Consider the following 22,541-nt stretch of genomic DNA (forward strand, 5'->3'; position numbering starts at 1 on the left):
CCCCTTCCAGGGACGAAAGGGGCCCCGGTGCTCGATCCAGAGCACCGGGGCCGCCCCGTGGTCCTTGGGTCAGCAGGAGCCGCTGTTGATCGTGGCGCAGGTGTCCTCGAACTGGCCGCTGAGCACGGGGCCCAGGGCGAAGACGGCGACGACGATCAGGGCGGCGATGCCGGCGATGAGCAGGCCGTACTCGACGGCCGAGGCGCCGCGCTCCTCCATCTTGGCGAAGCGGGCGTTGATCACGGTCTTGAGGAAGTCGAACATGGGGGGCTCCTTGGGTGTCCCTAGCGAATCGATCTCACCAGAGGTCGAACGACCTCCTGTGCTGACAATCCTCAGGCAGGACAAGGGTCCTGGGCACCGGGAGTTCGATCGATGTCGCGTAGTCACTTGGGACTAGGGAGGCCTAGCATCGCTAGCGCGTGGCGCTGTCCGGGTTGATGCTGGAGAGTAGTCCGATCCGCATCGCGGTCACCAGGGCCTGGGCGCGGTTGGCCGCGCCGAGCTTCTGGTAGATCTTCGCGACGTGCGACTTCACCGTCGACTCGGACAGGTGGAGGCGGGGCGCGATCTCGCCGGCGCTGAGCCCGTCGGCCAGCAGCACCAGCACGCTGTGCTCCCGGTCGGAGAGCCGCGTGGACTCCCCGCTGGCCCGGCGCATCATGGCCTGGGCGAGGCCGGCACAGAGGAACGAGCGGGGCGAGACGGCCGCGTGACGGGCGGCCTTGACCACCTCCGCCGAGGGTGCGTCCTTGCCGACGAAGGCGGACGCCCCGGCCTCCATGGCCGCGAAGATCTGGTCGTCTCCGGAGTGCATGGTGAGCACCACGAGGCCCGCACGGGCGTCCTCGCGGCGCACGCGGCGCACCACGTCGAGGCCGGTGCCGTCCTGGAGCTGCAGGTCCGTGACGACGACCTGGGGCCGGAACTCGTCGTACATCTCGAGCGCCTCGGCGACGCTGCGCGCCGCACCCACGACCTCCATGTCGGGCTGCGCGGAGAAGACGCCGGTCAGGCCGTCACGGATCAGGTCGTGGTCGTCGACCAGGAGCACGGTCGTCGCAGTGGTCACACGGACACTCTGTCACTGTCGCCGTCGCGGGTGGGTGAGGTCCGAGCGTGTCTCGACGGGACGCGCACCTTGACGACCGTGCCCCGCGGCTGGTCGGAGGCGATGCTGAGGTCCGCGTCGATGAGGGCGGCGCGCTCGCGCATGATGTCCAGGCCGAAGGAGTCCGGGCGCGCTCGGCCCAGGCCATGACCGTCGTCGCGCACCACGATCTCGGCGGTCGGGGCCGCCACCCGGCAGTCGACCTCGATCGAGGTCGCCCCGGAGTGCCGCACGGCGTTGGTCATCGCCTCCTGGGCGATCCGCAGCAGCTCGGACTCGATCTCCGAGCGCAACCGGGTCGTGCGCTCGTCGACGGCGACCCGGATCGGGATGCCCGAGCTCTCGCTCAGGTGGCGGGCCAGGCCGCTGATGGCAGCGCCCAGGCTCTCGCTCGCCTCGGCGTCGGTCCGCAACGTCTGCACGGAGAGTCGCACCTCGGTGACGACGGTCGTGATCCGGTCGCGCAGCCGCTGCAGCATCTCGGCCTGCGCGGGCGTCGACGGCGAGGCCGCGAGCGCGTCCACGAGGTAGCCCAGCGACGCGATGTCCTGCGCCACGCCGTCGTGCATCTCACGGGCCAGCCGGCGCCGCTCATCGGCCGTGGCGGCGTCGCGCAGCTTGGAGAAGAGGAGCGCGGTGTCCAGGTGGACGGCCGCGGCGTCCAACGCGGCCCCGACGGCGTCGAAGCGCCCCGAGGCGAGCAGTCGTCGGGGGTCCAGCCGCGGTGGCAGGATCCCGGCCACCACGCCGACCACCCCGACCTCGGTGACCAGCGGGATGGCGAACGCCTGACCGGCGATCTGGGGTGTGCGCTTCTCCTGGGCGGCCGTGGCCACGCCGCTCATCGAGTCCTCGTCGACCGTCGTCGACATCGCACCCGTGACCAGGGGCGTGAGCTCGTCCTGGCGGGGCACGTGGACCGAGACCGCCAGCAGCGGGAGCTCGTCGCGGACCATGACCGCGATCCTGCTCCCGTGCGTCGCGGCGTCCAGTCCGGAGCCCAGGTTGCCCGAGAGGTCGATCAGGTCCCGCAGGAGCCGCTGCGCGTCGCGGTAAGGCGTCAGCGGGTCCGGGGGCCGGTTGAGCTGGGCGTGGACGTAGCTGGCGATCAGTCCGAGCCCGATGCCGGTGAGCACGGACGTGAGCACGCTGGAGGCCTGCTCCGCCTCGAGGGCGCCGTACGAGCTCGACGTGACGGCGACCAGCACGACCAGCTCCACCGACAGCGCGGCGGCGACGCCGCGCACGCCCTTGCGCAGTCCCGCCGTGAACGGGGGGAGGGCGAGGGCCGCGATCAGCGTCGAGCTGCCCTCGAGGCTGAGGGCAGCGACCAGGCCGACGACCGCCGCCTCGACCACCAGCGCGACCGGTCCGACCCACCGGACCCGCTCGGCGGCGGTGGCGAGCAGCCAGGTCAGGCCGAGGACGCCGAGCCCGACCAGGGTCGAGCGCTCCCCGAAGACGAGCGTCGGGATCCCGAGGATGGCCATCGCCAGCAACCGGGAGCCCACCGCCATCCGGTGGTACTCCGGCGCCAGCGCGGGGCGGTGCATCAGCTGAAGTTCTCCAGGGCGGTGATCGCTGCCGGGCCCATGACGGCGATGAAGAGGCAGGGGAGGATGCAGAAGATCAGCGGGATCGTGATCTTCACCGGGACCTGCATCGCCTTCTCCTCGGCGGCCTGACGGCGCTTGACCCGGATCTCGCTCGACTGCACCCGCAGCACCTGGGCGATCGGGATGCCGAACGCATCGGCCTGCACCATCGCGCTCACGAAGGACTTGAGCTCCGGGACGTTGGTCCGCTCGGAGAGGTTGCGGAGGGACTCCGAACGGCTCTGGCCGATCTGCATCTCGCGCAGCACCCGGGCGAGCTCGTCGGCGAGCGGTCCGTCGGTGTTGGTGGCCACCTGCTGCACGGCGGCGTCGAAGCCGAGGCCGCTCTCGACGCTGATCGTCATCAGGTCGATGGCGTCCGGCAGCTCGCGCTGCATCTTGGCGCTGCGGTCGTAGGCGACCTGGTAGAGGTAGAGGTTCGGCGCGACGTAGCCGAGGACCAGCCCGCCCACGACGATCACGATCCGCAGGCTGAGCGAGGTGCCGAGCAGGGCGGTGATTCCGAAGGCGGCGACCACGCCGACCACGGCGCCGAGCACCTTGCTGGAGATCACCCGGTCCACGGTCCAGGTGCCGGGGTTGCCCGCGAGGTCCAGCTTCTGGCGGATCCGGTCGGCGCTGTCGGACCCGGTGAGCCGCTTGCCGATCGAGAGCGCGCGCCCGCGGAGCGGGTCGAGAACGCGCTCGCCGAAGGGGCGATCCAGCTCCTGGGTCAGCTCCTTGGGGGCCGACGACATCGCCTCGAGGACGGCGATCGACCGGTGGACGCCCTCGGGCTGCGGCTTGGCGACGGCCATGCCGAGCAGCACGATCGAGACCAGGACGAGCGTGACGCCCGCGACGAAGAGCAACGTCATCTCAGACCTCCACCTTGACCAGTCGGCTCATCCAGAAGGATCCCACCGCCAGCAGCGTGAGCGCACCACCGAGCATGAGCCATCCCAGCGGATCGGTGAACATCACCATCACGTAGTCGCGCTTGGTGAGGAACAGGAAGAGCATGAACGCCGGCGGCAGGCCGCCCAGGACGTACGCCGACAGCTTGCCCTCCGCGGACAGCGCGGCGACCTGGCGGCGCATGTACTCCCGCTCGCGCATCGTGGCCGCGACCGTGTCGAGGAGCTCCGCGAGGTTGCCGCCCACCTGGCGCTGGATCCGGATCGCCATCACGACCCAGGAGAAGTCCTTGCTGTCGAACCGGTCGGACACGCCCTCCAGCGCGTCGTCGAGGCTGATGCCGAGCCGGGTCTCGACCAGCACCCGGCGGAACTCGCTGGCGATCGGGTCCTGGCCCTCGCGGACGATCGTGTCGACCGACTGCGCCAGCGAGAGACCGGCGGCGAGCGAGCCGGACATCAGCTGCAGCGTCTCGGGCAGGCTGCGCTCGAAGGCCTTGCGGCGGCGCGAGCGCTTGAAGCCGAGGTACATCCAGGGCAGCACGGCGCCCAGCACGAGGAACAGGATCCCCACGACGAGGTTGCCGCCACCGATGAGGAAGCCGAGCGCCCCCATGCCGAGGAAGACGGCCAGGTGCACCAGCACCCACTCGGCGGGCTTGAACGGGTTGCCCGCGCCGTCGAGGCGCTCGGCGATCCGCGACTCGAGGTTCTTGTTGGCGTGGAGCACCTTCTCGGCGGTCTCGGTCACCTGGCCGGACTGGCCCTGGGTCGACTCCGCGCGGTGGGAGCCGCGCGTCACGTGGTCGGTGTAGCTGGTCGCGAGGCCCTCGGCCGTGAGCGGCCGCTGCTTGCGAGGCACCAGCGCGATCATGAGCACGATCAGCCCGAGCCCGAGGGCGGCGAGGCCGCCGTACAGCCAGGTGTTGCCGAGCACCAGGCCGGTGGTCGGTGCGGAGAAGGTCGGGCCGCCGGCGTCTGCCGCCTGACCGATCGGGGTGAACGCCTCGGCGGTCAGCACCCCGGTGTCCGAGCCGAGCGAGACGGCGACAGTGGCGTCCGTCGCCGTGATCGTGTCGGGAACCTGGGCCGTCACCAGGACCTGGCGGGCGAGCACGTCGGCCTCGGCGTTGAAGGCCTGCTCGAGTGCCTCGGAGTCGGCGTTGATCAGCGATCCTCCGCCGGCGACGCTCAGCGCGTCGAGGGCGTCGATCGCGGCGCCGCCCTGCTCGAGGCCGACGACGTTGACGAGGATCTCGGAGTCGGTGATCGCCGCCGTGGTGTCATCGAGGGAGGTGTCGCTGGTGTCGGCACCGTCGGAGAGCACGAGCAGCTGTCGCTGGCCCTCGCTGCCCGCCATCTGGAGACCTGCCTGGACGCCGTCGTAGAGGCGCGTCTGCTGGCTGAGCTCGAGCTCCTCGACGACCGCGCGGGCCGCGTCGCGGTCCAGGCTCGGAGCGAGTGACTCGGTGACGTCGCTGTCGAAGGAGACGATGCCGACGTAGACGTCCTCCGGCACCGTGTCGAGGAAGGTGAGGGCGGCGGCCTGGGCGGCCGCGAACCGGTCGCCGCGCATCGAGTTGCTGGTGTCGACGACGAGCACGGCCGTACGCCGGACCTCGGTCGTCGAGTCGGCAGGCGCCGCGGACGCATCGGCCGCGGTCCCGTCGATGCTGACCGTGACGGAGTCGACGTCCACGGTCGCGTCCGGCGGCACCGAGACCAGGATCTGCAGCCCGTCGTCGGTGCTCTCGACGTAGGCGATGCTGGTGTCGCCGGAGCCCGCGCCGGGGGAGGCGTACGCCGGGAGGGCGACTCCTGCCGAGAGCGCGGCGGCCAGCAGGCCGGAGGCGAGACGGGCCAGCATCAGAGCCTGCCCGTGGCGAAGATCAGCGGGTCGATCCTGACGTTGGCGTGCTCCATCTTCTCCAGGAACTTCGGCCGCAGACCGGTGGCCCGCAGGGTGCCCATCGCCTTGCCGTCGGCGTTGAAGCCTGCCCCGTGGTCGTAGACGAAGACGTCCTGGAGGGTGATCACGTCACCCTCCATCCGCTCCACCTCGGTGAGGTGGGTGATGCGACGGGAGCCGTCCTTGAAGCGGGTCTGGTGGACGATCAGGTCGACCGCGGAGGCGACCTGCTCGCGGATCGCGCGCATCGGCAGGTCCATGCCGGCCATCAGCACCATGGTCTCCATGCGGGAGAGCGTGTCGCGGGGGCCGTTGGAGTGCAGCGTGCAGAGGGAGCCGTCGTGGCCGGTGTTCATCGCCTGCAGCATGTCGAGCGCGGAGGCGTCGCGGACCTCGCCGACGATCACCCGGTCGGGCCGCATGCGCAGGCAGTTCTTGACCAGGTCGCGGATCGTGACCTCGCCCTTGCCCTCGATGTTGGAGGGACGGGACTCCAGGCGCACGACGTGCTCCTGCTTGAGCTGCAGCTCCGCTGCGTCCTCGACGGTGACGATGCGCTCGTCGGTCGGGATGAAGGAGGACAGCACGTTGAGGGTGGTGGTCTTCCCGGAGCCGGTTCCGCCCGAGACGATGACGTTGAGCCGTCCGCGCACGCAGGCCTCGAGGAAGCCGGCGGTCTGCGGGCTCAGCGACCCGAACTTGATGAGGTCGTCGACGGTCAGCGGGTCGGTGGAGAACTTGCGGATCGTCAGCGCCGAGCCGTCGACCGCCAGCGGCGGGATGACCGCGTTGACGCGGCTGCCGTCGGGCAGGCGGGCGTCGACCATCGGGCTGGACTCGTCGACGCGCCGGCCGATGCGGGAGACGATCTTGTCGATGGTCCGCCGCAGGTGCTTCTCGTCGGTGAACTGCGCCGAGACCGGGGTCAGCCGGCCCTTCTTCTCCACCCAGATCGAGTCGGGTCCGTTGACCATGACCTCCGAGACGTCGGAGTCGCGGAGGTACGGCTCGATCGGGCCGTAGCCGAGGATGTCGTCGCTGATGTCCTGGGTGACGGCCACCCGGTCGCTGTTGCTGAGCGGCTTGTCCTGACGCGACAGCACGTCGGAGAGGACGCTGCGGACCTGGCGGTCGAGCTCGTTGGCGTCCATGTCGGAGCCGTAGAGCTTGGGACCGAGCTGCTTGAGCAGCTCGGCGTGGACGGTCTGCTTGAGCTCCTCGAGCCGGTCCTGCTGCGTGCTCAGCGAGCGGCGGGGCTCCGGGAAGGAGCCACCGTCGGTCCGGGCGGTCGTGACCGGCGAGGCCGCGGGCTGCGACAGCGTCGGCTGGGAGTGCTGGACCGGCGCACTCCGGTGCACGGCGAAGCTGGGGCTCGTGAGCGGGTCGTCGTCGACCACGGTCGCCTGCGGCGCCGGGTCGTACGTCGGCTCGGCGGACCCGGGCTCGTCGACGGCCGCGTCGGCGTCCTCGACGGTCGCGTCCCCGGTCGACGGGTTGGCTCGACGCGCAGCGTTGAGCCTGTCACCCAGACTGCTCATGGCGTCACCTCTTCCTGCGGAACAGTCCGGACTTCCGGTCCTGCTGCGACTGCTGGGAGCTGCCCGACCCGGGGGCCGAGTCGGGGGCGACCGGCTCGCCGGTGAGCCGGAGGGCCAGGTCCTGCAGGGCCTGGCTCGAGGGGTGCTTCGGGTCCTCGCTCATGATCGGGCGCCCGGCGTTGGTGGCCGCCGCGATGTCCATCGAGGACTCGACCCGGCCGGCGATCTGCATCCCGAGGATCGACTCCACCCGGTCGGAGCCGAGCCCCACCTGGTCGTCGGCGCGGTTCAGCAGCAGGTGGCGGTGGCCCCGGGCGATGTCCAGCATCTCCAGGGTCTCGAGCGCCACCTTGACGTTCTTGAGGGTGGGCACGTCCAGCGTGGCCACGATGACGCACTCGTCGGTCTCGTCGAGCGCGGTCAGGGTCTGCTCGTCGAAGGCGGGAGCGGTGTCCACGACGATGTAGTCGAAGGACTCACGCAGCCCCTTGAGGACCCGCGACACCAGCATCGGCGTCACGCGCTCGCGCACGTCCGGGTGGCTCGGCGCGGCGAGCACCATGACCGAGTCGGCGTGCCGGGTCAGCAGCGACTCCAGCAGCGGGGCGTCGATCGCGTCCTCGGAGCCGATCGCGTGCTCGAGGGTGTGGCTCGGGAAGAGCTGCAGGGTGATCGCCACGTCGCCGAAGGCCAGGTCGAGGTCGACCACGCACACCTTGCGGGCACCCTTGTCGGCCAGCGCCAGCGCCAGGTTGACCGAGACCGTGGTCTTGCCGACCCCGCCCTTGGGCGAGAAGACGGTGACGATCCGGCCCTGGTGCATCGCGCCGCCGGGGCCGCGCAGCGCCAGGTAGAGCTGGTAGGCCCGGTCGACGGCCGCGCGGACCGAGTCGGTGTCCTTGAGCGGGACCACGTCGCGGACGCCGGCGTGCATCGCGTCGCGCATCACCATCGCGTCGACCTCGTCGCGCACCAGCACCACGCTGGTCGACGGCCGGCTCAGGCGCATGCTGTCGGCGAGGGCCAGCGCCGCGGTCAGCTCGACCTGCGGGCCGAGCACGACGACGTACTCCTCGGGGCGGTTGGTCAACCACGCCTGCAACCGGTCGGGCTGGTCGATGGCGTGGGCGCCCACCGGGACCGTCGTGAGAAGGGTCTCGATGGTCTCGTTGTCAGGGTCGACGACGACGGGCATGGGGCGACCTCGCTACTGGAAGAGGTTGGCGGCGGTGATGCCGGGGCCGGCGTTGACCCGGCTCTTCTCGGTCAGCAACAAGAAGGCGAGCTCGCCGTTGCCCTGGCTGTAGAGCACCTTCTCGGCGTCGGCCTGGTCGAGCGCCAACGTCATCAGCGTGCGGGGGAGCGCCTCCGTGGTCTGCGCGCCCTCGGGGCTGGTCGTCGTGGTCTGGGTCGGGGTCGTGGACCCGACGCCGATCACGGTGACCCGCTCCAGCAGCAGCCGGGTGAACGTCCCGCCGGCGGGGTCGCTGCCGTTGAGGTAGATCGCGACCTGGGAGCCGGGGTTGACGAAGCCGGCGACGCGGGCGGTGTCCGTGAGGTCCACCGACACGGCGACCTGCGAGTCCGGGATCGGCAGCACCGACGCGGTCTCGACGGTGGCGTCGAACTTGCCCTCGACGATCTGCTCACCGGCGTAGATCCGGGTGGCGGCGAACTGGCCGGAGAGCCCGTCCAGCGAGGTCTGGTAGCCGTTCTGCAGGTAGTCGCGGACGACCGGCTGCATCGCGATCTTGCCGGCGGCGGCGGCGTCGTCGATCGACTCACCGACCTCGATCGGCTGGACGGCACGCAGCACGTCCACGGTCTCGAACCTGCTCTCGGCCCGCTGGTCGGCGCCACGCACGTACAGGAACACCAGGGAGGTGCCCAGCAGCGCGACGATGACGGCGACCACAAGGAGAATTCGGCGGCGGTCCATCGGCACCTTCTTCGGTCCAGCGCAGACCACAGGGGTCAGCGCGATGCTCAGCATGAGGTGTTCCGGAGATCTGGTCCTGGGGGGCTAGACGGAACGCGGTTCACTGTAATGAGAAAGAACGTCCGTCACACCGGTTTCATCATTTGTTGCCCGGCGGTGGACAAGTCCACGAGCGGAGGGGCCCCAGGTCAGCCCAGGTAGAGGTCCTCGATGCGGTCACGGGACTCCCTCAGGACGACGCTGCGCTTGAGCTTGAGACTCGGGGTGAGCTGCCCGCCCTCCTCGGTCCAGTCGTGGGGGAGGACGACGAACTTGCGGATCGACTCGGCCTTCGACACGGCCGTGTTGGCGTCCTCGACGGCTGCCGAGATCTCGGCCAGCAGGTCGGGGTCCTCGGTGTGGTCGGCGATGGTCCCGGTCTTGCCGTGGGCGCTCGCCCACGCGGGGAACGACTCGGGGTCGATGGTCACGAGCGCGGCGATGAACGGCTGCCCGTCGCCGACGACCAGGCACTGGCTCACCAGGTGGTGGGCGCGGACCCGGTCCTCGAGCACGGCCGGCGAGACGTTCTTGCCGCCGGCTGTCACCAGGATCTCCTTCTTGCGCCCGGTGATCCGGACGAAGCCCTCGTCGTCGACCTCACCGACGTCGCCGGTGTGGAACCAGCCGCCCCGCTCGAGGACCTCGCGGGTGGCGGCCTCGTCGCCCCAGTAGCCGGCGAAGACCTGGCCACCGGAGAAGAGCAGCTCCCCGTCGTCGGCGACACGGACGGCGGTCCCGGGCAGCGGCCGGCCGACGGTGCCGACCTTGTGGGCGTCGGGCAGGTTGACGGTGACCGCGGCGGTCGTCTCGGTGAGGCCGTACCCCTCGAGCACCGTGAGCCCGATGCCGCGGTAGAAGTGGCCGAGCCGGTCGCCGAGCGGCGCGCCGCCCGAGACGGCGTAGCGGCAGCGGCCGCCCAGGGCGTCGAGCAGCCGGGGATAGACCAGCCGCGAGAACAGGGCGTGCTGCGCACGGACGGGGAGCGAGGGCCGACCGCGCTCCGTGGCCCGCGACCACTCGATGGCGGTCCGCGCGGCGCGGTCGAAGAGCGCACCGCGACCGTCGGCCGTGGCTCGCTGCGACGCCGTGTTGAAGACCTTCTCGAACACCCGGGGCACGGCCAGCAGGAAGGTCGGCTGGAACTCCCCGAGCAGCGCGGGGAGGTTCTTGACGTCGGCCGAGTGGCCGAGCCGCACCCGTCGCTGGATGCAGCCGATCTGGATGATCCGTGCGAACACGTGGGCCAGGGGCAGGAAGATCAGGGTCGAGGCGTCGTCCTGCTCGAAGAGCTCCGCGAGCTCCTCGGTCGCGACGCCGAGCTCGAACATGAAGTTGCCGTGGGTGAGCATGCAGCCCTTGGGCCTGCCCGTGGTGCCGGAGGTGTAGATCAGGGTGGCGAGGTCCAGCGGCGTCGCGGTCGTACGACGCTCCTCGAGCTGCTCGTCCGTCACCCCGGACCCCAGCCGGGTCAGCTCGCCGACCGCGTCGCCGTCGATCACCCACACGTGGTCGAGGTCCGGGGCCTCGTCCCGGCGCTCGGCGACCCGCGCCCGGTGGTCCTCGGTCTCGGCGAGCACGGCCCGGGCCCCCGAGTCCCGCAGCACCCACGCGACCTGCTCGGACGAGGAGGTCTCGTAGACCGGCACCGTGACGCAGCCGGCGAACCAGATGGCGTAGTCGAGGAGCGTCCACTCGTAGCGGGTGCGGGACAGCAGCACGACACGGTCGCCGACGGCGAGGCCGGAGGCGATGAGCCCGCGGGCGGCCGCCTGCACCTCGGCGAGGAACGTCGCCGCGGTCACGTCGGTCCACGTGCCGTCGACGCGGCGGGCCATGACGACGCCGTCGGGATCCTCGAGCGCGTTGGCGACCACGGCGTCGCTGAGGTTCCCGGTCGACGGGATGTCGGTCGAGAGCGGCGTGGAGTACTCCCGCACGATGCCTCCTCGGCGGTGGTCGACCCGGGGGTCGAGGGACGGTCTGCGCGGCAGGTTACCGCTGCCCGGAGGCACCCTCGTGATCCGGTACGCTCGCTGCCCAGCGAGCGCGACCCGACCCCCCGACCCGACTCCAGGAGCACCGATGGCGGAGCAGACCACCTCCTCGATCGTCATCGACGCCGAGCCGGCGGCGGTGATGGAGGTGATCGGTGACTTCGCGTCCTACCCCGAGTGGGCCAAGGGGGTGCAGGAGGCGACGGTCGTCCAGGAGGGCGAGGGCGGTTGGGCCGAGCGCGTGTTCTTCCGGCTCGACGTGTCGCCGATCAAGGACGAGTACACCCTTGCCTACGACTGGGACGGGCTCGACGAGGTCACCTGGTCCCTGGTCGAGGGCAAGATGCTGCGGGCGCTCGACGGCGCCTACACGCTGCGCGACCTCGGGGGCGGTCGCACCGAGGTCACCTACCGGCTGGCCCTCGACGTCACCATCCCGCTGATCGGGATGCTCAAGCGCAAGGGCGAGAAGATCCTCATCGACACTGCGCTCAAGGGACTGAAGAAGCGGGTCGAATCCCTGCGGTGAGGGTGCTGCTCTTCACCGGGAAGGGGGGCGTCGGCAAGTCCACCGTCGCCGCCGGGACCGCCGCCCTCGCCGCCGCGTCCGGCCTGCGCACGCTGGTGCTCTCGACCGACGCCGCCCACTCGCTGGCCGACGCGTTCGGCACGCCCGTCGGGCCGGAGCCGACCGAGGTCGCCGACCATCTCCACGTGCAGCAGGTCGACGCCCAGCTCCGCTTCGAGCAGTCGTGGGCGGAGATCCAGGGCTACCTCCTGTCGGTGCTCGACGTCGCCGGCCTGGACCCGATCGCCGCCGAGGAGATGACGGTCATCCCCGGCGCCGAGGAGGTGCTGGCCCTGCTCGAGCTGCGGCTGCACGCCCGCTCCGGTCGGTGGGACGTGGTCGTGGTCGACTGTGCACCGACCGCCGAGACGCTGCGGCTGCTGGCGCTGCCCGAGGCGCTCGGCTGGTACATGCAGCGGGTGTTCCCGGTCGAGCGTCGCGTGGTCAAGGCCCTGCGGCCGGTCCTCACCCGGGCGGCCGGCGTGCCGATGCCGGAGGACTCGGTCTTCGACGCCGTCGAGCGGCTCCACGGCGAGCTCGACGAGGTCCGCTCGCTGCTCACCGGCCCGGACGCGAGCGTACGGCTGGTGCTGACCCCCGAGGCGGTGGTGCTCGCCGAGGCGCGGCGCTCCTGGACCACGCTGTCGCTGTTCGGCTACCGCGTCGACGGCGTCGTCGCCAACCGGGTCTTCCCGAGCGAGGGCGCCGATCCGTGGCGGCAGGGCTGGGTCCGTGCCCAGGAGGGCGTGCTGGCGGAGGTCGACGAGTCGTTCGCCGGGCTGCCCGTGTGGCGCTCGCTCTACCGCCCCGACGAGCCGGTCGGCGTGGTCGCGCTGTCGACCCTCGCGACCGAGGCGTACGCCGCGGACGACCCGCTCGCGCTGCCGTCCGGGGAGGGCCCGTTCCGGGTCACCCGCACTGCCTCGGGTGCGGTGCTGCACCTCGCGCTCCCCTTCGTACGCAGGTCGGACGTCGATCTCGCCCGCAACGGCGACGAGCTCGTCGTGACGCTGGGGTCGTATCGTCGGCTCCTCACCCTGCCTGCGGCACTCTCGCGGTACGCCGTCGCGGGCGCGCGGGTGGAGCAGGGTGAGCTACAGGTCAGGTTCGAGGAGAGGGTCACGTGAGCAGCGGTCCTGGTGACGAGGCACCCCACGGGGCGCCCGACGAGGAGGTCGGCAGCGTCGGCGAGGAGGCGGCCAGGCTCTTCGGCGCGCTCTCCGACTGGGCGCGCGACCACGGCTCCGACCTCGGCAGCGGGCTGGGTGGAGGTCTGGGCGGGCTCGCCGGACACGCCTCCGCCGCGGCCCGGGAGGTGTCCGAACACGTCGACACCGGTGCTTCCGAGTGCAGCTGGTGCCCCGTCTGTCGCACGGTCCACCTGGTGCGCGCGACCAGCCCCGAGGTCCGGGAGCACCTCGCGGTCGCCGCGGCCTCCCTGATGCAGGCGGCGGCCGGGATCCTCGCCGCTGCCGGTGGCACCCAGGCGCCCCGGCCCGAGCCCGGGGTGGAGCACATCGACCTGGACGACGACGGCCCGTGGCCGGAGGAGGAGCACCAGTGACTCTCAGCTGTGGGATCGACGTGGGCGGCACCAAGATCGCCGGCGGTGTCGTCGACGAGGACGGCACGGTCCTCGAGAAGCTGCGCGTCGAGTCGCCCGCGACCGACGTCGACGCGATGGAGGACGCGATCGCGGGCCTGGTCCGCGAGCTCGCGTCCCGGCACGACGTCTCCGCCGTCGGGGTCGGCGCAGCGGGCTACGTCGACCGCGACCGCGCCAAGGTGCTCATCGCCCCCAACCTCGCCTGGCGCGACATCGACCTCAAGGGTGAGCTCGAGGAGCAGATCCACCTCCCCGTCGTCGTCGAGAACGACGCCAACGCGGCGGCCTGGGGCGAGTTCCGCTACGGCGCGGGCGCCGACGTCGACGACCTGCTGCTCGTCACGGTCGGCACCGGCGTGGGCGGTGGTCTCGTCCTCGACGGCCAGGTCCACCGTGGCGCCTTCGGCGTGGCTGCCGAGATCGGCCACCTGCGCGTCGTCCCCGACGGCCTCCCGTGCGGCTGCGGTCGTCGCGGCTGCTTCGAGCAGTACGCGAGCGGCACCGCGCTCGACCGGCGGGCCAGGGCCGCGGCGGCGTCCGGCGATGCGGCGGCGAGCGCACTGCTCGAGCGCGCCGGTGGCGACGCCGCGGCGATCGACGGGCCGATGATCACCGAGGTCGCCCGCTCCGGCGACCCCTTCGCGCTCGCGCAGCTCGCCGAGCTCGGGCGCTGGCTCGGCGCCGGCATCGCCTCGCTGGTTGCCGTCCTCGACCCGGCCGTGATCGCGGTCGGCGGAGGTGTCGCGGACGCCGACGAGCTGCTGCTCGACCCGGTGCGGGAGTCCTTCGTCGAGCACCTGCCCGGCCGGGAGCACCGGCCGATCGCCGAGATCCGCAAGGCCACCCTCGGCAACACCGCCGGGCTCGTCGGCGCCGCCGACCTGGCGCGGAGCTAGGCCGCGCCCCGTGGGCCGCTGGGTGGGCGTGGACGTCGGCGGCACCAAGGTGCTCGCCGGACTGGTCGCCGACACCGGAGAGCTGCTGCGCTCCGTACGACGCAGCACGCCGGGCCGACTGGTCTCGGCCGAGGTCGTCGAGGACACGATCGTCAGTGCGGTGACCGAGGTTGCGGGCGGCGAGCCGGTGACGGCCGTCGGGCTGGCCGCGGCGGGCTTCGTGGACGGCAGCGGGGGGCGCGTGGTGTTCGCCCCGCACCTGCCGTGGCGCGGCGAGGACGTCCGGTCCCGGCTCTCGACCCGCCTCGACGCCCGCGTGGTGCTCGACAACGACGCCACCTGCGCCGCCCACGCGGAGGCGACGTACGGCGCAGGACGGGGGATGTCGTCACTGCTGCTCGTCACCCTCGGCACCGGCATCGGGGGCGGCCTGGTCCTCGACGGCCGGGTGTGGCGCGGCGACCAGGGCATGGCGGGGGAGTTCGGCCACATGCAGGTCGTCCCCGACGGTGCTCCCTGCGAGTGCGGTCGCCGCGGCTGCTGGGAGCAGTACTCCAGCGGCAGCGCGCTGGTGCGCTACGCCCGCGCCCGGCTCGGGACCGACCCCACGGTCCTCACCGAGCTCTGCGAGGGCGACCCCGAACGGCTCACCGGGCCGATGGTGACCGCGGCGGCCGAGGACGGCGACCTGGTCGCGCGGGGCGCCTTCACGTCCGTGGGCCGGTGGCTCGGCGTGGGCCTGGCCAACCTCGTCGCCGCCTTCGACCCCGCACTCATCGTGGTGGGCGGCGGTGTCAGCGTCGCGGGCGACCGGCTGCTCGAGCCGGCCCGCGAGGCGTTGGGGCGCTCGCTCGTGGGTGCCGAGCACCGGGAGGTCCCGCCGCTGGTGCCGGCCGCCCTCGGTCCCGAGGCCGGGCTGATCGGCGCCGCCGCGCTGGCGATGGCCGCCCGCGGCGGAAGCGTGGATCCGGGCTGACGGCAGTCAGATCCGCGAGCCGTCGTCCCAGGGGTCGCGGCTGCTGCCACGCTGCATCGTCGCGACGAGGTAGAGGAAGCCGCCGATGAACGCGGTCACCAGGGCGTACGCCACCAGCCCCGGGAGGCTGATGCCGGCGACCAGGGCGACCAGCAGGACCGCGGGGCTGCCGAAGACGCCCAGCCACGCCAGCCGCTGCGGCAGCGGGAGCCGGGGCGCGGGTGGCGGCACCGGCGGCACGAAGCGCTCCTCCGGCTCCTCCCACGCGTCGATCTCGTCGTGGGTCGGCGCGAAGGGCTCGGGCGAGGGCTCCGGTGCTGCCCCGGGAGCATGGGGGTCAGCGTCGTCCAACTCCGCCCGCTCGCCGTAGTTGTCGACGATCGAGCGCCAGACGTCGTCCTCGCCGGGCCTCGTGCTCACGGCCCAGACGATACGTCAGGTGGTCACACGGGCCACGAAGTCGGCGGACTCGGCGTAGATGATCTCGGCCTCGTGGTCGAGCGTCGCGACGTGGAAGCTGTTGGTCAGCATCCGCTCCTGCGCGTCGCGCGAGCTCACCGCGCCCAGCACGGTCCTGCTGGAGGAGTCGTCGATCACGTGGTCCTCGGTCGAGCGGAAGTAGAGCAGCGGCTGGGTGACGCGCGGCAGGTCGCGCACGACGGGCTTCCACATCTCCGTGACCTGGGACAGCCCCTTGAGGGGCAGCCGCGGATAGCCGACCTCGTCCTGGCCGGGCTTCTTGATGTCGTTGGTGATGCCCTTGAGCGACGGCACCACCCGCTTGAGCACCGGCAGCGCCCGGAGCTCGGGACGGCTGCTCGAGACGAACGGGTTGACCAGGACCAGGCCGGCGACGTCGTCGTGGCGCTCCTGCGCCAGCCGCAGGGCCACCGAGCCGCCCATCGACAGCGCGCCGACGACCACCGCGTCACAGCTGGTCAGCAGCCGGTCGAGGGCCTGCTCGGCCTCGGCGTACCAGTCGGTCCAGCGGACGCCGTTGAGGTCCTGCCACCGGGTGCCGTGGCCCGGCAACAGCGGCACCTCCACGGCGTAGCCGCGGTCGGCGAGGTAGCTGCCCCAGGGCCGCATGGACGCGGGGGAGCCGCTGAAGCCGTGGAGCAGCAGGACGCCGATCGCCCGGCCGCCGGTGAGCTGCGGCTTGGCGGCCCGGGAGAGCGGTTGGGCGAGGGGGTGGACGGTCATGGCGCAGATCATGCCCGAGCCGGTCGCGCTGGTGGGGCATCCGGGCCGCGAGGGTCTAGGCTCCACCCGTCGGAGTCGAGCGGGGTCGGGGAGGTCGCGCGGTGTTCTACTGGTTCCTTAAGTGGATCGCGATCGGGCCGTTGCTCCGCGTGGTCTTCCGGCCGGTCGTCGAGGGTGCCGAGCACGTGCCCGACGAGGGGCCGGCGATCCTGGCCAGCAACCACCTCTCCTACGCCGACTGGCTGTTCATGCCGCTGACGCTGCCCCGGCGGGTCACCTTCGTGGCCAAGGCCGAGTACTTCACGAGCCCGGGCATCAAGGGCTGGTTCCAGAAGAAGTTCTTCTCCGGGGCCGGCCAGGTGCCGATCGATCGGGCCGGCGCCTCGGCGGCCGAGGGCGCGTTGTCGGCCGCGAAGCGGATCCTCGACGAGGGTGAGCTCTTCGGCATCTACCCCGAGGGCACCCGCTCCCACGACGGCAAGCTCTACCGCGGCAAGACCGGCGTCGCACGGCTCGCGCTCGAGACCGGCGTACCCGTCATCCCTGTCGCGGTGCTCGGCACCGACGTGGTGGCGCCGCCGGGCAAGAAGTTCGGCACGTTCACCCGCCCCGGCGTGCGGTTCGGCCGCCCGCTCGACTTCTCCCGCTACGAGGGCATGGAGAACGACCGCTACATCCTGCGCTCGATCACCGACGAGATCATGTACGAGATCATGCGGCTCTCGGGGCAGGAGTACGTCGACATGTACGCCGGCCGCGCCAAGGACGAGTCCAAGCGGCTCGAGAAGGAAGCGAAGGCAGCCGCCGCCGAGCGCGATGGGGCCGACCAGCACAAGAAGGCGTCCTGACGCGGCTGCGGCTGTGGTCCCGGCCGGCGCTCGCGGTCGAGGACCGGCTCTTCCGGGCGCTGGGGATCCTGCGTGCCGTCCTCCTCGTCAACGCGGTGGCGCTCAACGTCTACCGGGCCGACAACTTCCGCCATCCCGCGTGGGGTGTCGTCGCCGTCGGTGTGATGGCCGGCTGGACGGTCTTGGTCACCAAGCTGTACGCCGACCCGGCGCGCCGGACCGCCTGGCTGCTCGGCGCCGACCTGGCCGTCGTGCTCGGCCTGGTCCTCGCCTCGCCGCTCATCAAGGGGGAAGGGCTGCGCGCCACGATCCCCGGCTTCTGGGTGATGGCGGCGGTGCTGGCGTGGGCCATCCACTGGCACTGGCGCGGTGGACTGGCGGCCGGCGCACTCGTCACCGCCGCCGACCTCTCCGTCCGCAGCGACGTCACGCAGGGCAACTACGGCAACATCTTCCTGCTCCTCGTGGTCGGTCCGATCGTCGGCTTCCTGTGCGAGTCGCTGGAGCTGATGGCCCGGGAGCGGGACGCCGCGCAGCGCGTGGCGATCGCCAGCGAGGAGCGGGCCCGGCTCGCGCGCGCCGTCCACGACGGGGTGCTCCAGGTGCTGGCACTGGTGCAGCGCAAGGGCGGCGAGCTGGCCACGACCGACCCGCAGCTCGGTGAGCTCGGCCGGCTGGCGGGGGAGCAGGAGGCTGCCCTGCGGTCGCTGATCCGCCAGCAGGACGCCGCCGACGGCCCGGACACCACCACGACGGACGTCGCCAGCGCGCTGGAGGAGCTGACCCGGACGAACGGGTCCCCGGTCACGCTCTCGACGCCCGGCGGGCCGGTGCTGCTGCCGGGGCCGGTCGGGTCGGAGCTGGTCGCTGCGGTGCGGACCTGCCTCGACAACGTGCGTACCCACGTCGCGCCGGACGCCCCGGCGTGGGTGCTGCTCGACGACACCGGTGCCGAGGTGACGGTGACCGTGCGCGACGAGGGGCCGGGAATCGCGGCGGGCCGGCTCGCCGAGGCCGAGGACCAGGGCCGGCTCGGCGTCTCGCAGTCGATCATCGGCAGGCTGGCCGAGCTCGGCGGGACCGCCACGCTCGAGACCGGGGCCTTCGGCACAGAGTGGGAGCTCGTCGTCCCCCGGCGCGTCCTAGGCTCCCCGTCGTGACCATCCACTCCGGGCACCCCTTCGCCGATCCCGACCCCGATCCCGTACGCCGGCTGCGCGGCCGGGTCACCGGCACGGTGTCGCTGTGGACCGCCGGGGAGGGTCGCGGCAGGTCCGGGTTGACCGTGACGTCGCTGATGGTCGCCGGGGGCGAGCCGGGTCGGGTGCTCGGCCTGGTCGACCCCGACGCCGACCTGACCGCCGCTCTGGAGTCGACCGGCAAGGCGGTGGTGCAGCTCCTCTCGTGGCACCACCGTGACCTGGCCGAGGCCTTCGCGGGGACCGCGCCCGCTCCCGGCGGGCCCTTCCGGACGGCCGCCTTCGAGGAGACGGCGTACGGCCCGCGGCTCGTGGACGCCGACACCTGGGCGCTGGTCTCGCTCGAGGAGGTGGGCGACGTCGGGTGGTCGCGCCTGGTGACCTGCACCCTCGACGAGGTCGCCGTCGGCGACGACCCCGAGCCGCTGGTCCACCGACGCGGTCGCTGGGTCCGTCCCTGACGCCCTGCGGGACCGACCGGTGCCCACTAGGGTCGCGGTCATGAGCGACCAGCCGATCCGGGTGATGGTGGTCGACGACCACCCGATGTGGCGCGACGCGGTCGAGCGCGACCTGCAGGCAGCGGGGTTCGACGTCGTCGGCGTGGCCGCCAACGGGACCGAGGCGATCGCCCGCTTCCCCGCGGCACGGCCGCAGGTCGTCGTCCTGGACCTGCAGATCCCCGGTCCCAACGGTGTCGAGGTGACCGCGCGGGTGCTCGAGCACGACCCCTCGGCACGGGTGCTGATCCTGTCGGCCTCCGGGGAGCAGGCCGACGTGCTGGCGGCGGTCAAGGCGGGGGCGACCGGCTACCTCGTCAAGTCCGCCTCCCGGCAGGAGCTCCTCGACGCCGTACGCCGGGTCGCCGCGGGCGACACGGTCTTCACCCCCGGGCTCGCCGGTCTGGTGCTGGGGGAGTTCCGCCGGATGGCCGAGGCGCCGGCCGAGACGCCACCGGGGGAGCACCTCACCGAGCGCGAGACCGAGGTGCTCAAGATGGTGGCCAAGGGCATGTCCTACAAGCAGATCGCCGAGCGGCTGGTCATCTCCCACCGGACCGTCCAGAACCACGTCCAGAACACCCTCCGCAAGCTGCAGATGCACAACCGGGTCGAGCTGACCCGCTGGGCGATCGAGCAGGGTCTCGACGGCGATGGGTGACGGCGCCGAGTCGTTCCGGGTCGCGTCCCCGGAGGAGGCCCACGCGCTGATGGAGCTCGAGCGCGACGCCAACCTGGTAGCCCTCGCCCACGTCTTCCCGGCTGCCGAGCACCCCTACCCCGAGGCCGAGGTCGAGGCACGCTGGGACGCCACGCTGGCCGAGGACGGCGTCACGGTGGAGGTGGTCCCCGGTACCGAGGGCCTGCTGGCCCTGGTGGCGTACGACGACCACCGGCTGCGCCACCTCGCGGTCCACCCGTCCGCCTGGGGCCGCGGGCTCGCGCGGTCCGCGGTCGAGCGGGCGGTCACCCGGATGGCGCCCGGGCCGCGGCTGTGGTGCCTCGACGCGAACCACCGGGCGCGGGGGCTGTACGAGCACCTCGGGTGGCGCCCGACCGGAGGGTCGCGTCGGGCCGAGTGGCCGCCCCACCCCGTGGAGAGCGAGTACGCCCTGGCCCGGCCGGCGGACGGGCAGGTCGCGGCCGGGCCGTGACCGGGCTCAGACCCCCAGCACGCGGTCGAGCGTCTCGGCGTCGCGCGCCACGACGGCGGTGCCGTCGTCCAGGAGGATGATCGGCCGCTGGATCGCGCGTGGGTGCGACGCGAGGGCGGCCACCCAGTCGTGCCGGTGCGGGGCGTCGCGCGGCAGGTCGGCGAACCCGGCGTCCGCGCTCTCCTTGTCCCGGGCGATCTCCCAGGGCTCCACGTCGAGCCGGCGCAGGACGTCGTACAGCTCGTCGTGCGTTGGCGGCTCGTCGAGGCAGGAGCGGGTCTCGTACCGCTCGCCCGCCCGCTGCAGCCCGTCGAGGGCCGCCCGGGTCTTGCTGCACGCCACTGTCGTCCAGACCTCCACGACGAGGCATCCTAGGATCAGACGGTGACCGAGGAGCTGTTGGGCATCGCGGACGAGCTCTACGGGCTGCCGCTGCCCGAGTTCACGCCGGCCCGCGACGCGCGTGCCAAGGAGCTGAAGGGCACCGACCTGGCCGCGTCCGTCAAGGCGCTGCGCAAGCCCTCGCTCGCGGCCTGGGTCGTCGACCTGCTCGTACGCCGGGACGCCGAGCAGGTCGGCCAGGTGCTCGACCTGGGGGCGGCACTCCGCGAGGCGGCCGCCGGCATGGACGGCGAGGAGCTCCGGGCCCTGACCCGTCAACGGCGGCAGCTCACGGCAGCCGTCACCACCGGCGCCCGCTCGCTCGCCTCGGAGGCCGGGGTCCGGGTCACCCCAGCAGTGGCCGAGCAGGTCGAGGCGACGCTCACCGCGGCCATGCTCGACGCACGATGCGCCGAGGCGGTCCGCAGCGGGCTGCTCGTGACCGCGCTCGCGGCCACCGGGGTCGACGAGGTCGACCTCACCCGCGCGGTGGCGACCCCGGAGGCCCTCGGCTTCAGCGCCACCCCCGTCGAGCCCGCGCCCCCGGAGCTGCACGTCGTGCCCGACCCCGACGCCGACGAGAAGGCCGTCGCGGCCGCCCGCGAGCAGGCCGAGCGGGCCGGCTCGGCAGTGGCCGCTGCCACGGAGGCGCTCGAGTCGGCACGGACCGACGTGACCGACCTCGAGGCCCGGGGGATGCAGCTGCAGGCCGAGATCGAGGAGCTGCGCCGGAGGCTGGCCGACCTCGAGACGACGTACGAGGAGGTCGACGAGGAGCTCGCCGACGCCGAGGACGTGCGCGCGGAGGCGGAGGCGTCGCTGGCGGCGGCGACCTCCGACCACGAGGCCGCGCTCGCCGCCCTCGCGAGGCTGCGCGGCTAGGGTGCGAAGGCAGGAGGTAGCCATGGGAATCGTCGTCGTCGGAGGCGGACTGGCCGGCGCGCACGCGGTCGAGGAGCTCCGCGCGCAGGGCCACACCGGACCGGTCACCCTCATCGGGTCGGAGCAGCACCCGCCGTACGAGAGGCCGCCGCTGTCGAAGGGGCTCCTGCTCGGCACCGACGAGCCCGACTCGCCGATCGTGCGCGACGCCGGGTGGTACGCCGACCACGACGTCGAGCTGCTGACCGGCCACACCGTGACGGCCGTCGACACCGCTGCGCGCCGGGTCGCCCTCGGCGACCGGGAGCTGGACTACGACCGCCTGCTGCTCGCCACCGGCGCGCGGCCGCGACGACTCGCGGTCGCCGACGACTCCGGCGCCGAGGTCGCGTACCTGCGCACCCTCGAGGACTCGCTCGCGCTCAAGGAGCGGCTCGGCGGCCACCTGCTGGTCATCGGCGCGGGCTGGATCGGCCTCGAGGTGGCCTCCGCGGCGCGTCAGGCCGGCGGCAGCGTCACCGTCGTCGAGAGCGCGTCCCTGCCGCTGGAGCGGGTGCTCGGGCCCGAGGTCGCGCCGGTCTTCGCCGAGCTCCACCGCGAGCACGGCGTCGACCTGCGGCTCGGCACCGGCGTCGCTGCCGTCGAGCACACCGGCGGCGGCACCCGGGTGGTCCTCGACGACGGCAGTGCGATCACCCCCGACCTGGTCGTCGTCGGCATCGGCGCGGTGCCCGAGGACCGGCTCGCCGTCGAGGCAGGTCTCGCCGTCGACGGCGGGGTGCTCGTCGACGCGCGGCTGCGGACCAGCGACGACCACGTCTTCGCCGCCGGTGACGTCGCCCACCACGACCACCCCGTGCTGGGCCACCGGATCCGCGTCGAGCACTGGGACACCGCGATCCACCAGGGCAAGCACGCCGCCCGGGCGATGCTGGGCGACGACGCGGCCTACGACCGGCAGCCGTACTTCTTCACCGACCAGTACGACCTCGGCATGGAGTACGTCGGCCACACCGGCGCCGGCTACGACGACGTGGTGCTCCGCGGCGACCTCGCCGGCCGGATCTTCAGCGCGCTGTGGATCCGGGGCGACCGCGTCGTGGCCGGCATGCACGTCAACGACTGGGACGCCATCGACCCCCTCAAGGCGGTCGTCGGTCGCGAGGCGACCGCGGCCGTACGCGACCCGGGCGTGCCGCTCGCCGACCTCGCGGACTGAGGGTGCCGGCCCGATAGTGCGTCGCGGCAGCCCGATAGTGCGTCACAGAACGGTCGTGGTTCGG

24 protein-coding genes are annotated in these 22,541 nt (G+C 72.6%); 12 read left to right on the plus strand and 12 right to left on the minus strand.

Translation table 11 applies throughout. From position 1 onward, the window contains the following. Positions 1-69 precede the first annotated feature (69 nt). The 9 genes from EXE57_RS19325 to EXE57_RS19365 form a co-directional block, all read right to left on the minus strand. Positions 70-264, minus strand: a complete 195-nt coding sequence (locus EXE57_RS19325) for a Flp family type IVb pilin (protein ID WP_135080361.1) — start codon at positions 262-264, stop codon at positions 70-72. A gap of 151 nt (positions 265-415) precedes the next feature. After that, a complete protein-coding gene (locus tag EXE57_RS19330) occupies positions 416-1,072 on the minus strand; it encodes a response regulator transcription factor (protein WP_244246914.1) in 657 nt (218 codons plus the stop codon). Then, positions 1,069-2,664, minus strand: a complete 1,596-nt coding sequence (locus tag EXE57_RS19335; RefSeq protein ID WP_135080363.1) for a sensor histidine kinase — start codon at positions 2,662-2,664, stop codon at positions 1,069-1,071. Before EXE57_RS19335 ends, EXE57_RS19330 begins: the two co-directional genes overlap by 4 nt. Then, positions 2,664-3,584, minus strand: a complete 921-nt coding sequence (locus tag EXE57_RS19340; protein WP_135080366.1) for a type II secretion system F family protein — start codon at positions 3,582-3,584, stop codon at positions 2,664-2,666. The genes EXE57_RS19335 and EXE57_RS19340 overlap by 1 nt, the downstream gene beginning before the upstream one ends. A 1-nt stretch (position 3,585) precedes the next feature. Further along, a complete protein-coding gene (locus tag EXE57_RS19345) occupies positions 3,586-5,490 on the minus strand; it encodes a type II secretion system F family protein (RefSeq protein ID WP_135080368.1) in 1,905 nt (634 codons plus the stop codon). Next, complete coding sequence (locus tag EXE57_RS19350; RefSeq protein ID WP_135080370.1) at positions 5,490-7,070, minus strand: TadA family conjugal transfer-associated ATPase; 1,581 nt, start codon at positions 7,068-7,070, stop codon at positions 5,490-5,492. The genes EXE57_RS19345 and EXE57_RS19350 overlap by 1 nt, the downstream gene beginning before the upstream one ends. A 4-nt stretch (positions 7,071-7,074) precedes the next feature. Further along, a complete protein-coding gene (locus EXE57_RS19355) occupies positions 7,075-8,265 on the minus strand; it encodes a CpaE/TadZ family protein (RefSeq protein ID WP_135080372.1) in 1,191 nt (396 codons plus the stop codon). 12 nt (positions 8,266-8,277) lie between these two features. Then, positions 8,278-9,009 carry a Flp pilus assembly protein CpaB gene (gene cpaB / locus EXE57_RS19360; protein ID WP_167305982.1) on the minus strand — a complete coding sequence of 244 codons (732 nt, stop codon included), beginning with the start codon at positions 9,007-9,009 and terminating at the stop codon, positions 8,278-8,280. Between the two features lie 188 nt (positions 9,010-9,197). Continuing rightward, on the minus strand, positions 9,198-10,988 hold the full coding sequence (locus tag EXE57_RS19365; RefSeq protein WP_135080376.1) for an AMP-dependent synthetase/ligase: 1,791 nt from the start codon (positions 10,986-10,988) through the stop codon (positions 9,198-9,200). A 145-nt stretch (positions 10,989-11,133) separates the two neighbouring features. On the opposite strand from EXE57_RS19365, the gene EXE57_RS19370 reads away from it, so the two are divergent. The 5 genes from EXE57_RS19370 to EXE57_RS19390 are packed head-to-tail and all read left to right on the plus strand — an operon-like array spanning position 11,134 to position 15,091. Next, complete coding sequence (locus EXE57_RS19370) at positions 11,134-11,574, plus strand: SRPBCC family protein (protein WP_135080378.1); 441 nt, start codon at positions 11,134-11,136, stop codon at positions 11,572-11,574. After that, positions 11,571-12,740, plus strand: coding sequence for an ArsA family ATPase (locus tag EXE57_RS19375; protein ID WP_135080380.1), 1,170 nt, complete (start codon positions 11,571-11,573; stop codon positions 12,738-12,740). The genes EXE57_RS19370 and EXE57_RS19375 overlap by 4 nt, the downstream gene beginning before the upstream one ends. Next, positions 12,737-13,177, plus strand: a complete 441-nt coding sequence (locus EXE57_RS19380) for a hypothetical protein (protein ID WP_135080382.1) — start codon at positions 12,737-12,739, stop codon at positions 13,175-13,177. Before EXE57_RS19375 ends, EXE57_RS19380 begins: the two co-directional genes overlap by 4 nt. Further along, positions 13,174-14,115: an ROK family glucokinase gene (locus tag EXE57_RS19385; protein ID WP_135080384.1), complete on the plus strand. Its 942-nt coding sequence runs from the start codon at positions 13,174-13,176 to the stop codon at positions 14,113-14,115. Before EXE57_RS19380 ends, EXE57_RS19385 begins: the two co-directional genes overlap by 4 nt. A 10-nt stretch (positions 14,116-14,125) precedes the next feature. Beyond that, complete coding sequence (locus EXE57_RS19390; RefSeq protein ID WP_135080386.1) at positions 14,126-15,091, plus strand: ROK family protein; 966 nt, start codon at positions 14,126-14,128, stop codon at positions 15,089-15,091. 6 nt (positions 15,092-15,097) lie between these two features. Here EXE57_RS19390 and EXE57_RS19395 read toward each other — a convergent pair whose 3' ends face one another. After that, positions 15,098-15,511: a hypothetical protein gene (locus tag EXE57_RS19395; protein ID WP_135080388.1), complete on the minus strand. Its 414-nt coding sequence runs from the start codon at positions 15,509-15,511 to the stop codon at positions 15,098-15,100. A gap of 15 nt (positions 15,512-15,526) precedes the next feature. Continuing rightward, on the minus strand, positions 15,527-16,294 hold the full coding sequence (locus EXE57_RS19400) for an alpha/beta hydrolase (protein WP_135080390.1): 768 nt from the start codon (positions 16,292-16,294) through the stop codon (positions 15,527-15,529). A 101-nt stretch (positions 16,295-16,395) separates the two neighbouring features. On the opposite strand from EXE57_RS19400, the gene EXE57_RS19405 reads away from it, so the two are divergent. The 5 genes from EXE57_RS19405 to EXE57_RS19425 are packed head-to-tail and all read left to right on the plus strand — an operon-like array spanning position 16,396 to position 19,995. Continuing rightward, positions 16,396-17,142, plus strand: a complete 747-nt coding sequence (locus EXE57_RS19405) for a lysophospholipid acyltransferase family protein (protein ID WP_135080392.1) — start codon at positions 16,396-16,398, stop codon at positions 17,140-17,142. Between the two features lie 59 nt (positions 17,143-17,201). Next, positions 17,202-18,302: a MacS family sensor histidine kinase gene (gene macS / locus EXE57_RS19410; RefSeq protein WP_244247110.1), complete on the plus strand. Its 1,101-nt coding sequence runs from the start codon at positions 17,202-17,204 to the stop codon at positions 18,300-18,302. Next, on the plus strand, positions 18,299-18,802 hold the full coding sequence (locus EXE57_RS19415; protein WP_135080396.1) for a flavin reductase family protein: 504 nt from the start codon (positions 18,299-18,301) through the stop codon (positions 18,800-18,802). Before macS ends, EXE57_RS19415 begins: the two co-directional genes overlap by 4 nt. 40 nt (positions 18,803-18,842) lie before the next feature. Further along, entirely contained in the window at positions 18,843-19,502 is a 660-nt protein-coding gene (locus tag EXE57_RS19420) for a response regulator (protein ID WP_135080398.1), read from the plus strand. Next, complete coding sequence (locus EXE57_RS19425; RefSeq protein WP_135080400.1) at positions 19,495-19,995, plus strand: GNAT family N-acetyltransferase; 501 nt, start codon at positions 19,495-19,497, stop codon at positions 19,993-19,995. The genes EXE57_RS19420 and EXE57_RS19425 overlap by 8 nt, the downstream gene beginning before the upstream one ends. A gap of 6 nt (positions 19,996-20,001) precedes the next feature. Here the strand turns inward: EXE57_RS19425 and EXE57_RS19430 are convergent, their stop codons facing one another. Beyond that, positions 20,002-20,355, minus strand: a complete 354-nt coding sequence (locus tag EXE57_RS19430; protein ID WP_135080402.1) for a thioredoxin domain-containing protein — start codon at positions 20,353-20,355, stop codon at positions 20,002-20,004. Positions 20,356-20,379: 24 nt separating this feature from the next. Here EXE57_RS19430 and EXE57_RS19435 point away from each other — a divergent pair, with 24 nt between their 5' ends. Continuing rightward, complete coding sequence (locus EXE57_RS19435) at positions 20,380-21,258, plus strand: hypothetical protein (RefSeq protein ID WP_135080404.1); 879 nt, start codon at positions 20,380-20,382, stop codon at positions 21,256-21,258. A 22-nt stretch (positions 21,259-21,280) separates the two neighbouring features. After that, positions 21,281-22,477: an NAD(P)/FAD-dependent oxidoreductase gene (locus EXE57_RS19440; protein WP_135080406.1), complete on the plus strand. Its 1,197-nt coding sequence runs from the start codon at positions 21,281-21,283 to the stop codon at positions 22,475-22,477. The last annotated feature ends 64 nt before the right edge of the window (positions 22,478-22,541 follow it).

This window comes from Nocardioides euryhalodurans (assembly GCF_004564375.1).
Lineage (GTDB): Bacteria > Actinomycetota > Actinomycetes > Propionibacteriales > Nocardioidaceae > Nocardioides > Nocardioides euryhalodurans.